This window comes from Xanthomonas sp. JAI131 (genome assembly GCF_013410075.1).
GTDB classification, from domain to species: Bacteria; Pseudomonadota; Gammaproteobacteria; order Xanthomonadales; family Xanthomonadaceae; genus Xanthomonas_A; species Xanthomonas_A bonasiae.
The window spans coordinates 366,400-379,634 of the sequence record NZ_JACCCN010000005.1; the positions used below are offsets into that span (position 1 = coordinate 366,400).

A 13,235-nucleotide genomic window follows, 5' to 3' on the forward strand; every position below is an offset into this window, starting at 1 on the left:
CCGCGGCCCGAACGCCGCGCGACCGCCAGCGTGCAACGAACGAGGAGGGGTTATGCAGAAGTCAGCTGTGCGTGCGGCGGTGCTGGGGATGGCGGTACTGCTGGGCGCGGCGTTGAGCGCGTGTTCCGGCGGCGGCAAGGACGCGGCCGGCAAGTCGGGCCAGATCACCGTGGGCTTCAGCCAGGTCGGCGCCGAGAGCGAGTGGCGCACCGCCAATACCGCCTCGGTCAAGCAGGCGATCGAGCAGGCGGGGATGAAGCTGAAATTCTCCGACGCGCAGCAGAAGCAGGAAAACCAGATCAAGGCGCTGCGCTCGTTCATCGCCCAGCGCGTGGACGTGATCGCGTTCTCGCCGGTGGTCGAATCCGGCTGGGAGACCGTGCTGCGCGAGGCCAAGGCGGCGAACATCCCGGTGGTGCTGACCGACCGCGCGGTCAAGGTGTCCGACGACAGCCTGTACACCACGCTGATCGGTTCGGATTTCGTCGAGGAAGGACGCAAGGCCGGGCGCTGGTTGCTCGAGAAATCGCCGTTGAAGGATGGCGACAAGCCGGTGCGCATCGTCGAGCTGCAGGGCACGGTGGGCTCGGCGCCGGCGATCGACCGGATGAAGGGCTTCAAGGAGATCATCGCGGCCAACCCGCGCTTCCAGGTGGTGCGCTCGCAGAGCGGCGACTTCACCCGCGCCAAGGGCAAGGAAGTGATGGAGGCGTTCCTGAAGTCGGAAGGGCGCAACATCGACGTGCTGTACGCGCACAACGACGACATGGCGATCGGCGCGATCCAGGCGATCGAGGAAGCCGGGCTGAAGCCGGGCAAGGACATCCTGGTGATCTCCATCGACGGGGTGAAGGGCGCGTTCGAGGCGATGCAGGCCGGCAAGCTCAACGTCACCGTCGAGTGCAATCCGCTGCTCGGCCCGCAACTGGTGCAGGCGATCCGCGACGTCAAGGCCGGCAAGGCGCTGCCCAAGCGCATCGTGGTCGAGGAATCGGTGTACACCCAGGAGCAGGCCGCCGCCGAACTGCCCAAGCGCAAGTACTGACGGAGCCTGCCGATGACGCCGGTGGTGCTGCACGCGCAGGGACTGAGCAAGGCCTACGCCGGCGTCGCCGCGCTGGACGACGTGGCGCTGTGCCTGCGCCGCGGCGAGATCCACGCGCTGATGGGCCAGAACGGCGCCGGCAAATCGACGCTGATCAAACTGCTGACCGGCGCGGTCGCGGCCGACGCCGGGCGCATGGCGCTGGGCGGCGACGCGATTGCGCCGAGCTCGCCGCTGCAGGCGCAGCAGTTGGGCATCAGCACCGTGTACCAGGAAGTGAACCTGTGCCCGAACCTGTCGGTGGCCGAGAACATCTTCGCCGGCCGCTATCCGCTAAAGGGCTGGCCGCGGCGCATCGACTGGCGCCGGGTCGAGCGCGAGGCGCGCGAGTGCCTGCAGCGGCTGGGCGTGGACATCGACGTGCGCCGCGCGCTGTCCGCCTATCCGGTGGCGGTGCAGCAGATGGTGGCGATCGCGCGCGCGCTGAGCGTGTCGGCGCGGGTGCTGATCCTCGACGAACCCACTTCCAGCCTCGACGAAGGCGAGGTCGCCGAACTGTTCCGGGTGATGCGCGGCCTGCGCGAGCAGGGCATGGCGATCCTGTTCGTGACCCATTTCCTCGACCAGGTGTACGCGGTGTCCGACCGCATCAGCGTGCTGCGCAACGGCCGCCTGGTCGGCGAATACCTGGCCGCGGACCTGCCGGCGCCGCGGCTGATCGCGGCGATGGTCGGGCGCGAACTGGACGTGGCCGCCGCGGCCGCCGCGGCGGTGGACGCCGCGCCGCCCGAAGCCGCGCCGGTATTGCTGCAGGCGCAGGGCCTGGGCCGGCGCGGCCAGCTGCACCCGATCGACCTGCAACTGCGCCGCGGCCAGGTGCTGGGCCTGGCCGGCCTGCTCGGCGCCGGCCGCACCGAACTGGCGCGGCTGCTGTTCGGCCTGGACCGCGCCGATTGCGGCCGCGTCTCGATCGACGGCCATGACGTGGCGCTGCGCGGCCCGCCCGACGCCATCCGCCACGGCCTGGCGCTGTGCCCGGAAGAGCGCAAGACCGACGGCATCGTCGCCGAGCTGTCGGTGCGCGAGAACATCGTGCTGGCACTGCAGGCGCGCATGGGCCTGCGCCGGTTCCTGCCGCTGGCCGAGCAGGTACGCATCGCGCAGGGCTACGTGGACGCGCTGGGCATCAAGACCGCCAGCGTGGAGACGCCGGTCGGCCTGCTGTCCGGCGGCAACCAGCAGAAAGTGGTGCTCGCGCGCTGGCTGGCGACGCGGCCGCGGCTGCTGATCCTCGACGAACCCACCCGCGGCATCGACATCGCCGCCAAGCAGGACATCATGACCCGCATCCTGGCGCTGGCCCGCGAGGGCATGGCGGTGTTGTTCATTTCCGCCGAGGTCGCCGAGATCGAGCGCATCGCCGACCGCATCGCCGTGCTGCGCGAACGCCGCCTGGTCGGCGAACTGCCCGGCGGCTGCGGCGAGCGCGCGGTGTTCGACCTGATCGCCGGGAGCGCGGCGGCATGAGCGCGGCGGCCACCCGATCGCCCAGCGCGCCGCGGCTGCCGGCGCGCATCGCCGCCCACCCGCTGTTCTGGCCGCTGGCGACGCTGGCGCTGCTGCTGCTCGGCAACGGCCTGTGGAATCCCGGTTTCCTGGCGCTGCAATGGCGCGACGGGCACCTGTACGGCAACCTGGTGGACATCGGCAACCGCGCCGCGCCGCTGGCGTTGGTGGCGCTGGGCATGACCCTGGTGATCGCGGTGCGCGGCCTGGACATCTCGGTCGGCGCGGTGGTGGCGATCGCCGCGACGGTGGCGGCATGGATGATCGGCGGCGGCGAGCACAGCCGCTTTCCGCTGTGGGCGGTGATCGTGGCGCCGTTGCTGGTCGCCGCCGCGTGCGGGCTGTGGAACGGCCTGCTGGTGGTCAAGGTCGGCATGCAGCCGATCATCGCCACGCTGATCCTGATGGTGGCCGGACGCGGCGTGGCGCAGCTGATCGGCGACGGCCAGATCCTGACCATCTACTACCCGCCGTACTTCTACCTCGGCAACGGCTTCCTGCTCGGCCTGCCGTTCGCGCTGTTCGTGGTCGCCGCGGTGTTCGTGGTGTTGCAGCTGCTGCTCGGGCGCACCGCGCTGGGCCTGTTCGTGCGCGCGATCGGGCACAACCCGCGCGCGGCGCGGGTGGCCGGGGTCAAGGCGCGGCTGATCGCGGTGCTGCTGTACGTGTTCTGCGCGTTCAGCGCCGGCCTGGCCGGGCTGCTGATCAGTTCCAACGTCAAGAGCGCCGACGCCAACAACGCCGGCCAGCTGATGGAACTGGACGCGATCCTGGCGGTGACGCTGGGCGGCACGCTGCTCGACGGCGGCCGCTTCAGCCTGGCCGGCAGCCTGATCGGCGCGCTGATCATCCAGACCCTGACCGCGACGATCTACGCGATCGGCGTGCCGGCGCAGGTCAACATGTTGATCAAGGCGCTGCTGGTGTTCGCGGTGATGCTGCTGCAATCGCCGCAGTTCCGCGCCAGCGTGCGCGGCTGGGTGCGGCGTCCCGAGCCGGGAGCGGGGCGATGAGCGCGGCCGGCGTACCGGTCCAGACCGCGCGCGGCCTGCGCCGCGCCGGCGCGCTGCTGCATGGCGCGCGCCTGCCGCTGGCGATCACCGTGGCCCTGTTCGTGGCCATGGCCGGCGCCGGTGGCGCGCTCTACGACGGCTTCCTGTCGCCGCAGGTGTTCGCCAATCTGCTGATCGACAACGCCTTCCTGTGCATCGCCGCGGTCGGCATGACGTTCGTGATCCTGAGCGGCGGCATCGACCTGTCGGTGGGCGCGGTGATCGCCTTCACCACGGTGCTGTCGGCGTCGCTGGTGCAGCACCACGGCTGGTCGCCGCTGGCGGCGATCCCGCTGGTGCTGCTGCTCGGTGCGCTGTTCGGCGCGTTCATGGGCATGCTGATCCAGCGCTACCGGCTGCAGCCGTTCGTGGTGACCCTGGCCGGCATGTTCCTGGCGCGCGGCGCCAGCTATCTGATCAGCGTCGATTCGATCCCGATCGACGACGCGCTGTACGTGGCCATCGCCCAGTTCCGCGTGCCGATCGGCGCCGGCGCGTCGCTGTCGATCGGCGCGCTGATCGCGCTGGCCACGGTGGCGCTGGGCATGTGGCTGGCGCACAGCACGCGCTTCGGCCGCGGCGTGTACGCGCTGGGCGGCAGCGAAGCCTCGGCGCGGCTGATGGGCCTGCCGGTGGCCGCGACCCAGGTCAAGGTCTACGCCTTCAGCGGGTTCTGCTCGGCGCTGGCCGGGGTGGTGTGCACGTTCTACATGCTGTCCGGTTACAGCCTGCATGCGCTGGGCCTGGAACTGGATGCGATCGCCGCGGTGGTGATCGGCGGCACCTTGCTGGCCGGCGGCAGCGGCTACGTGATCGGCACGCTGTTCGGCGTGCTGATCCTGGGCGTGATCCAGACCCTGATCGTGTTCGACGGCACGCTCAGCTCGTGGTGGACACGCATCGTGATCGGCGCGCTGCTGCTGGTGTTCTGCCTGCTGCAGCGCTTGTTGACCCGGCGCACGCCGGATTCGGGAGCGGACGCATGACGGAACATGAAGAGGCGGGCCTGGCCTGCACACGGCGCGATTTCCTGCACTACGGCGGCGCCTCGCTGGCCGCGCTGGGTGTGCTGGCGCAGGGCGAGGTGCTGGCCGTGACGCCATCGGCTGCGCCGGCCGCCGCGAAACGGCAGCCAGCGGTGCAACTGCGCGAGCAGCCGTTCGCGATGGGCCAGGTGCAACTGCTCGACGGCCCGTTCCTGCAGGCGCGCGAACGCGACCGCCGTTACCTGATGTCGATTCCCAACGATCGCCTGCTGCACAATTTCCGGCTTGTCGCGGGACTGGACTCGCACGCCGAACCGCTGGGCGGCTGGGAATCGCCGCACTGCGAAATCCGCGGGCATTTCTCCGGTGGCCACTATCTGTCGGCCTGCGCGCTGCTGTACGCGGCCACCGGCGACGCGGCGCTGAAGGACAAGGCCGACGCGCTGGTCGCCGAGCTGGCGCGCTGCCAGCGCGCCGACGGCTACCTCGGCGCGTACCCGTCCTCGTTCTACGACCGGCTCGGCCGCCGCGAGGAGGTGTGGGTGCCGATCTACACCGCGCACAAGATCCTCGCCGGGCACCTGGACATGGCCCGCCATGCCGGCAACGCACAGGCGCTGCGCACCGCGCAGCGCTTCGCCGACTGGCTGGGCGCGTGGATGGACGGCTTCGACGACGCGCAGTGGCAGCGCATCCTCGGCGTGGAGTTCGGCGGCGTGCACGAGTCGCTGCTGGAGCTGTACCTGCTCAGCGGCGACGACAAGTACCGGCGCTGGGCCGCGCGCTACGAGCAGGCATCGCTGCTCGAGCCGCTGGCGCAGGGCCGCGACGCGCTGGCCGGGTTGCATGCCAACACCCAGATCCCGAAGATCGTCGCCGCCGCGCGCGCCTACGAGATCGGCGGCGAGCCGCGCCAGCGCCAGATCGCCGAATTCTTCTGGCGCACCGTCAGCGGCCACCATGCCTATTGCACCGGCGGCACCAGCGACTTCGAAATGTTCGGCAAGCCGGACCACTTCGCCGGGCGCCTGAGCGGGCACAGCCACGAGTGCTGCTGCAGCTACAACATGCTCAAGCTGACCCGGCACCTGTACACCTGGCAGCCGGACGCGGCGCTGATGGATTACTACGAGCGCGTGCTGTTCAACGCGCGCCTGGGCACCCAGGACGAGGCCGGCATGATGATGTATTTCGTGCCGATGGATGCCGGGTACTGGAAGCTCTACAACACCCCGTTCGCTTCGTTCTGGTGCTGCACCGGCACCGGGGTGGAGGAGTTCGCCAAGAGCAACGACAGCATCTACTTCCGCGACGATGCCGGCCTCACCGTCAACCTGTTCATCGCCTCGCAGCTGGACTGGCCAGAGCGCGGCATGCGCGTGGTCCAGCGCACGCGCTTCCCGCAGCAGGAAGGCACCGCGCTCGAGTTCCAGTGCAAGCGCGCGCAGCAGATGACGCTGCGCCTGCGCATCCCGTACTGGGCCACGCAGGGCGTGCGCCTGCGCATCAACGGCAAGGCGCAGGCGGTCAAGGCGACCCTGGGCAGCTACCTGGAGTTGGAGCGCGGCTTCGCCGACGGCGACCGCATCGAACTGGACCTGCCGATGGCGCTGCACGCCGCGCCGCTGCCGGACGAACCCAGCCTGCAGGCGATGATGTACGGCCCGCTGGTGCTGGCCGCGCAACTGGGCAGCGACGGCATCGATCCGGCGCAGCTGCACGTGTCCGACCAGCGGCCGTCGTTGAACAGGATCGTCGGCCGCCAGTTGCCGGCGGTGTATTTCGCGCCGGAACAGCTGTGGGCGCGCAAGCGCGAGGGCCAGGAACTGGTGTTCGAGGCCGACGGACTGCAGGGCCCGCTGACCCTGGTGCCGTTCTACCGCATCGCCCACGAGCGCTATGCGGTCTATTGCCGAGCGAGGCCGGTATGGGAAAAGAATCCGCAGTTCTGAGCCGCTGGCGCATGGCGTCGGCGGTCCTCGTCGCGGCATGCGCGTTGCTGTGCGCGCTGCCGGCGCTGGCCGCCGAGCGCATGGTCGGCGAGGTGGCCAGCCCGAACGCCTCGCTGCGCGCGCAAGTGAGCGTGGACGAGGCCGGCACCGCGCACTACCGCGTGCTGCGCGACGGGCGCGAGGTGCTGCTGCGCTCGCGCCTGGGCCTGGTCCGCGACGATGCCGATTTCTCCAGGGGCCTGCGCCTGCTCAAGGTGTCGCCCGTCGCGACGGTGCACGACCGTTACGAACTGCTCACCGGCAAGCGGCGCATCAACGACTACCGCGCCAACCGCCGGGTGTTCTCCTGGCGCGGCGCCAACGGCGAGCGCCTGCAGATCGAATTCCAGGTCTCCGACGACGGCGTCGCATTCCGCTACGACTTCCCGCAGCGCGACCCGACGATCCGCGAGTTGCGCGAGGACGCCACCACGTTCCGCTTCGCCGCCGCCACGCGCGCCTGGCTGCAGCCGATGTCGCCGGCCAAGACCGGATTCGGCAGGACCAATCCCTCCTACGAGGAGTACTACCTGCAGGACATCGGCGTCGGCACGCCGTCGCCGCTCGCGGCCGGCTGGGTGTATCCGGCCCTGTTCCGCCATGCGGCGGACTGGGTCCTGCTCAGCGAGGGCTCGCTCGGCCGCGGCCATGCCGGCAGCCGCCTGCGCGATGTCGCCGACGCGCCCGGCGAGTACGCGATCGGCATGCCCGATCCGCGCGAGGTGCTGCCCGGCGGCGCCGCCAATCCGCGCTTCGCGCTGCCGTGGCGCTCGCCGTGGCGCATCGTCGCGGTCGGCAGCCTGAAGACCATCGCCGAGTCCACGCTCGGCACCGACCTGGCCGACCCGCCCGCGGCCGCGCCGGTCGCGCCGCCGCAGCCGGGCAAGGCGTCGTGGAGCTGGCCGCTGCTCGGCGATGGCGCCACCACCTTCGCCGTGCAGAAGCGCTACATCGACTTCGCCGCGCGCATGGGCTGGCGCTACACCTTGATCGACGCCCTGTGGGACACGCAGATCGGCGAGGACAAGCTGCGCGAGCTGATCGACTACGCGCGCGGCAAGCAGGTGGCCATCCTGCTCTGGTACAACTCGGCCGGCAGCTGGAACGACGCGCCGCAGACCCCGCGCGACCGCATGCTGACCCACGCCAGCCGCATCCGCGAGTTCGAACGGCTCAAGGCGATGGGCGTGGCCGGAGTGAAGATCGACTTCTTCGGCGGCGACGGGCAGTCGATGATCGGCTACTACCTGGACATCATGCAGGACGCCGCGCCCTACGGACTGATGCTCAACTTCCACGGCGCCACCTTGCCGCGCGGCTGGCAGCGCACCTGGCCGGACCTGATGACGATGGAGGCGGTGCGCGGGCTGGAGTTCGCCACTTTCGAGCAGGTCAATGCCGACCAGGTGCCGGCGCATGCGGCGATGCTGCCGTTCGCGCGCAACGTGTTCGACCCGATGGACTTCACCCCGCTGGCCCTGGTCAAGCTCAACGACAAGGTGCAGCGCCGCACCACGCCGGGCTTCGAACTGGCCGAGACGGTGCTGTTCGTGTCCGGCATCCAGCATTACGCCGAGACGCCAGAGAATCTGGAAAAGGCCGCGCCGGAAGTGCAGGCGCTGCTACGCGAACTGCCCTCGGTGTGGGACGACAGCCGCTATGTGGACGGCTATCCCGGGCGCTTCGCGGTGTTCGCGCGGCGCGGCGGCACGCGCTGGTACGTGGCCGGCATCAATGCCGACGCGCAACCGCGCACGCTGCGGCTGAACCTGGCGGAGCTGGGGGTGGCCGGCCGTGGCGCACGCCTGATCGTCGATGGCGACGGCCCGCTGGGGCTGGCCAGCCGGCGTATCGAAGTGGGGCCGACGCAGAACGTCGAGGTGGCGTTGCCCGCGCGCGGCGGTTTCGTGCTGCAGTTCGACTGAGCGCGCCTGCGCCTGCCGCGTGCAGGGGCGGGCACGGCCGCAACGGCGCCTGCGCATAGCGATGGCGCGGGATTGCCGATGCCGCGCCGGGCCGCCAAGGCTGAATCCGCGCCATTGCGGCGGCGGCACGACGGCCGCACTCGCACGCATCGGCATCGCAGCGGCGGATGCGGCAGCATAGAATTGGCGCTCGCGACAGGAGCGCCGTCATGCTGAAGATCTGGGGCCGACACAATTCGAGCAACGTGCGCAAGGTGCTGTGGTGCGCCGAGGAAATCGGCGTGGCGTACGAGTCGATCGAGGTCGGCGGCGCGTTCGGCAAGACCGCCGATCCGGCCTACCGCGCATTGAATCCCAACGGCCTGGTGCCGGCGATCGAGGACCACGGCCTGGCGCTGTGGGAATCCAACGCCATCGTGCGCTACCTGGCCGCGCGCTACGCGCCGGGCACGCTGTACCCTGAAGATCCGGCCGCGCGCGCGCTCGGCGACAAGTGGATGGACTGGACTACCTCGACCTTCGCCGGTCCGTTCCGCGATCTGTTCTGGGGCACGCTGCGCACCGCGCCCGAAGCGCGCGACGCGGCCCGGATCGCCGCCGCGCTGGCGCGTTGCGGCGAACTGCTGGGCATGGCCGATGCGGCGCTGGCGCAGCAGCCGTGGCTGTCGGGCGCGCAGTTCGCGATGGGCGACATCCCGCTGGGCAGCTTCGCCTACGCCTGGTTCGAGATGCCGATCGACCGGCCGGCGCTGCCGCATCTGCAGGACTGGTACCGGCGCCTGCAACTGCGTCCGGCCTACCGCAAGGGCGTGATGACGCCGCTGACCTGAGCATGGTGCGGCCTGCGGCCAACGCTGCCGTGCCCGTTTCGCTGCAGCGGCCATTCCGCTCGCGCGTATCCGATACCTGACGGCAAGGAGCCGCCACCTTGATCGAAACCCCGAAAATCGTGTTGTGCATTCCCGGCCCATGGCAGGACCGCTCGGATCTGGTTGCGCGCATCGTCCGCGACAGCGGCGGTTACCTTTTTGCCGGGCGGGTCCTGCTGCACACGGAAAGCGGCGACGCCTTCGAACTGCAATACGAGCCGCGCGACCCGCGCATGGCGGACGCGTTCGCCGCCGCCGGGCCGCATTGGTTCGATTCCGACGACATGGCGCGCATCCACGCGCATGCCTCGGTCGTGTACCTGATCGGCGCTGGCGGTTCCCGGGCGCGCGCCGAGGCGATGATGCTGGCGGCCCGAGGGTTGCTGGATGCGGGCGGCCTGGGAGTGAAGGTCGAGAGCAGCGGTGTCGCGCACGGTCCGGGGGCGTGGCGCCAGCTGTGCGCGGACCTGGGCTTTTTCAGCGCCCATCGTGCCTATGTGTTGAACCTCACCGGCGAGCAGGTCCATTCCTGCGGCATGCACCATTTCGGCATGAAGGACGCGATCGTCGCGGCGCAGGCGGCAGACGACCCGGTCGCGCTGCTGCACACTTTCACCTGGTATCTGTTCACCGAAGCGCCGGAGATGCGCGAGGGCCACACCTTCGCCGTGGCGGAGGATGCGCCGCGCTACCGGCTCGACGCCGAACCCAGCACGCAGTTCCAGCCCGGCGACCTGTTCGCCAATCCCTACGGCTTGTGGCGGCTGACGCCGCTGTAAGCGGCCGGCACGGCTGCGCGGCACGCTCGCACGTGTTGCTGGCGCCGGACGCGATCGTGCGCGGTGATGCCTTGCACCCGCGCGGTGCCGGCCATCGCCACGGTGCGTAGCGCGGGCAGCGGAACTACCTCCTGGAGGAGCCGTTGGTCGCGGCATTCGCCGCGGCCAAGGCGGCGTCGGCGGCCTCGTTGGCTTGGCGGATGGCAGCTGCCGCCACGGCCTCGGCTTCTGCGATGAGACGCTCGGCGATGCGCAGCGCCTCGTCCACCTGCTGCTGCGCCTGTTCGAGGTGTCGCTCGGCGTCCGCGCTTGCCTCGCGAACCGGCGGCGCAGCGGCTGCCGGGCTTGGCTGCGAGCGTCGCGGCGGTGCCTTGGCGGCCGCGTCCACGGCGTCGGCGAGATCGGCGATCGTCAGGACGTCGCCAGTGAACTGCAACCGCACGCGGCGGTCGCCGTCTTGGGCCAGCCACTGCAGGCTGCTGCCGTCCTGGCCCAAGCGTCCTGGCTGCAGCGAAGCGTTGCCCAGCAACGCCTGCGCTGCCTGCAGCACGGACGCGACGCTGCGACGGAGACGATCGGGGTCGCCACCGAGGCCGGGAACCTGGCCTGCGATTTGTTGCGCGGCCAGCGACAGGCGCGGGAAGCCGATCGCGCGTCCCGTCGCCAGGTAGCTGTGGAGCGCGCGCGGCAGCTCGTCCACCGTGGGCGAGCCGTCGAACCGTGGCCCGCCAAGCGCATCGAACAACGCGGGCAACAGCGTGTCCAGCGCTTCGGTGGTGGCCTGTCGGCGTGCGGCGGCGCTGCGGCCATCGGCGGCGGACTGCAGGTAATAGCGGTAGTAGTCGCAGAATTCCAATGCAGACCGGGCCCGCGCCAGCGCGAAATCGGCGGCTTCGCGACGGCTGACGGCGCGCGCGGCCGGTTGTGGGTCCGCCGCCGCCAGGCGCCACACGGCCATGCGGTCGTCGAAGTCCAACCCCTGCAGCAACGGCGCCGTCGCCACCCCGAGTTCGGCCAGGAACGCATCGGCGGAAGCCAACTCGGCATTGGTCACCAGGTCGTGTGCGGCCAGCACGTCTCGCACCCGGCGCGCCAGCGCCTCGCTGTCGCCTAGGCTTTCGGCGTTATGGATCAGGGCGAGCTCATGGAGGGCCAGCGTCAGCAGCTTGGCCGGCCCGACCTGCAGGCCGATCCGCGGCAGCCACAGCATGGAGGTGCCGTGCAAGCCTTGCTGCACGTCATCGAGCAGGCTGCGCTCGTCCGCGAAATCGTAACGTTGCGCGGACCCGCTCGCCCATTCGAACCACTGCGTGCCGCCATCGATGCGTGCCAGCGTCAGTTGCGCGGGTTCGGTGAGCGTGCGCGGGGATCGAAGCAAGCGGCCGGCAACGGACAAGGTCATCGCAAAAGCTCCTGTATGGGTCGTCGCCGAGCCGATGCTGCGGCGATATGGCCATGCGCAGCGTGCTGGACTGTCGCCGTCACCGCATCGGTCACCGCCTCAGCGTAGCAACGGCGTACGGACCGTTATCGATGCGGTTGGCAGGATGTGGGGGAGTTTGCTTCGGAACTTAGATGCGCAGCACTTATTCGGGCGAGGCACGCCGTTCGGCTATCCGCTCTCCGCTCATGCCAGCCCGCGGGCGCGGGGCGTCTTGCCGCTAGGGCTGCCCGGGCATCGCTAGCGCGGCGGATGCACCGTCGCCGCCACCAGCCGCATCACCAGCGGCCGTACCACCAGGATGCAGCAGAACGCGGTCGGCATCGCCAGCCGGTACGCCCCGAGCACGCGCTGCAGATAGTCCTCGCCGAGCCCGGCATTGGCCGCGGTGATCACCAGGCACATCAGCATGGCCATGATCGTGGCCATGTAGAAGGCGAACACGAACGGGGTGGCGCGCACGCCCAGCTTCAGGCGGCGTGGCGCGGCGATGTCGAAATCCTGCATGGGCGATATCTCGGTGGTCGTTGCGGGCCGGACGGCTCGGGAGGCGGCACGTTAGCAAGCCGATCGCAGCGCCAGTAGGCGAGGGCGGCTTGCGACTTTGTAAACTGCAACTTACGAATGCATCGCGTATACCGGTTTGCGTAGTGAATCTCCTTCAGTCCATCCGCAGTTTCATCCACACCGTCGAGGCCGGCAGCGTCGCCGGTGGTGCCAGGGCCCTGGGCGTGAGCGCGGCGGCGGTGAGCCAGAACATCGCGCGGCTGGAGGCGCATCTGGGCGTGCGCCTGCTCAACCGCAGCACGCGCAGCCTGGCGCTGACCGAGCGCGGCGCGCTGTATCTGCAGCAGGTGCGGCGGGTGGAACTGGATCTGGAGCGCGCGCGGCAGTCGGTGGCCGATCCGCAGGCCGAGCCGGAAGGGCGGTTGCGCGTGGCCAGCACCGCCGCGTTCGGCCGGCATGTGCTGGCGCCGCTGCTGCCGGCGCTGGCGGCGCGGCATCCGCGCCTGGCGATCGAACTGTTGAGCGCCGATCACCGCGTGGACCATGCGCAGGAAGGCGTGGACGTCAGCATCCGCATCGAGCCGCAGTTGCAGGACGGCTTGGTCGCGCGCTGCATCGCCGCGGTGCCGTTCGTGTTCTGCGCGGCGCCGGAGTATCTGGCGCGTGCCGGCACGCCGACGACGCCGGAGCAACTGAAGGACCACGCCTGCCTGTTGCTGCGCTGGGCGGTGGACGGCCGCTACCTGCGCTGGGGCTTCGTCCGCGACGGGCTGCGCTTCGACGCCGAGGTGACGCCGGCGCTGGTCGGCGACGACATCGATGCGCTCGCCGGCATGGCCGCGGCCGGTGGCGGCATCACCCGGCTCGCGGCGTTCGTGGCGCAGCCGTACCTGCAGCGCGGCGCGTTGCGCGCCTTGTTTGAGTACGACGCGGCCGGTGCGGTCAACGCCGCGCCCGAACCGATGCGGCTGTACCTGTGCGTGGCCGACCGCCGCGACTTCACCCCGAAGGTGCGCGCCTTGCAGGAGCACCTCGTCGCCGGCCTGCCGCCGGCGTGGCGGGTGGCGTAGGCGT

At 70.4% G+C, this 13,235-nt stretch carries 11 protein-coding genes; 9 read left to right on the forward strand and 2 right to left on the reverse strand.

The window, feature by feature from the left end:
• The first annotated feature begins 52 nt into the window (after positions 1 to 52).
• The 8 genes from HDC36_RS21170 to HDC36_RS21205 all read left to right on the forward strand — a co-directional run bounded on the left by HDC36_RS21170 (position 53) and on the right by HDC36_RS21205 (position 10,213).
• Positions 53 to 1,045, forward strand: a complete 993-nt coding sequence (locus HDC36_RS21170) for an ABC transporter substrate-binding protein (RefSeq protein ID WP_179570829.1) — start codon at positions 53 to 55, stop codon at positions 1,043 to 1,045.
• 12 nt (positions 1,046 to 1,057) lie between these two features.
• Positions 1,058 to 2,572 carry a sugar ABC transporter ATP-binding protein gene (locus HDC36_RS21175; RefSeq protein WP_179570830.1) on the forward strand — a complete coding sequence of 505 codons (1,515 nt, stop codon included), beginning with the start codon at positions 1,058 to 1,060 and terminating at the stop codon, positions 2,570 to 2,572.
• The gene (locus tag HDC36_RS21180) at positions 2,569 to 3,624 is read left to right on the forward strand and encodes an ABC transporter permease (protein ID WP_179570831.1); all 1,056 of its coding nucleotides are present in this window, start codon (positions 2,569 to 2,571) and stop codon (positions 3,622 to 3,624) included. Before HDC36_RS21175 ends, HDC36_RS21180 begins: the two co-directional genes overlap by 4 nt.
• On the forward strand, positions 3,621 to 4,649 hold the full coding sequence (yjfF, locus tag HDC36_RS21185) for a galactofuranose ABC transporter, permease protein YjfF (protein WP_179570832.1): 1,029 nt from the start codon (positions 3,621 to 3,623) through the stop codon (positions 4,647 to 4,649). The genes HDC36_RS21180 and yjfF overlap by 4 nt, the downstream gene beginning before the upstream one ends.
• The gene (locus HDC36_RS21190) at positions 4,646 to 6,601 is read left to right on the forward strand and encodes a glycoside hydrolase family 127 protein (RefSeq protein ID WP_179570833.1); all 1,956 of its coding nucleotides are present in this window, start codon (positions 4,646 to 4,648) and stop codon (positions 6,599 to 6,601) included. The genes yjfF and HDC36_RS21190 overlap by 4 nt, the downstream gene beginning before the upstream one ends.
• Positions 6,602 to 6,612: 11 nt before the next feature.
• The gene (locus tag HDC36_RS21195) at positions 6,613 to 8,565 is read left to right on the forward strand and encodes a glycoside hydrolase family 97 protein (RefSeq protein WP_255432852.1); all 1,953 of its coding nucleotides are present in this window, start codon (positions 6,613 to 6,615) and stop codon (positions 8,563 to 8,565) included.
• Positions 8,566 to 8,774: 209 nt separating this feature from the next.
• On the forward strand, positions 8,775 to 9,395 hold the full coding sequence (locus HDC36_RS21200; RefSeq protein WP_179570835.1) for a glutathione S-transferase family protein: 621 nt from the start codon (positions 8,775 to 8,777) through the stop codon (positions 9,393 to 9,395).
• A gap of 98 nt (positions 9,396 to 9,493) precedes the next feature.
• A complete protein-coding gene (locus HDC36_RS21205) occupies positions 9,494 to 10,213 on the forward strand; it encodes a hypothetical protein (RefSeq protein WP_179570836.1) in 720 nt (239 codons plus the stop codon).
• Positions 10,214 to 10,337: 124 nt separating this feature from the next.
• On the opposite strand, the gene HDC36_RS21210 is transcribed toward HDC36_RS21205, so the two are convergent.
• Complete coding sequence (locus HDC36_RS21210; RefSeq protein ID WP_179570837.1) at positions 10,338 to 11,615, reverse strand: hypothetical protein; 1,278 nt, start codon at positions 11,613 to 11,615, stop codon at positions 10,338 to 10,340.
• Between the two features lie 279 nt (positions 11,616 to 11,894).
• Entirely contained in the window at positions 11,895 to 12,161 is a 267-nt protein-coding gene (locus HDC36_RS21215) for a DUF2798 domain-containing protein (RefSeq protein ID WP_179570838.1), read from the reverse strand.
• Between the two features lie 143 nt (positions 12,162 to 12,304).
• Here HDC36_RS21215 and HDC36_RS21220 point away from each other — a divergent pair, with 143 nt between their 5' ends.
• A complete protein-coding gene (locus HDC36_RS21220) occupies positions 12,305 to 13,231 on the forward strand; it encodes a LysR family transcriptional regulator (RefSeq protein WP_179570839.1) in 927 nt (308 codons plus the stop codon).
• Positions 13,232 to 13,235: the final 4 nt, after the last annotated feature.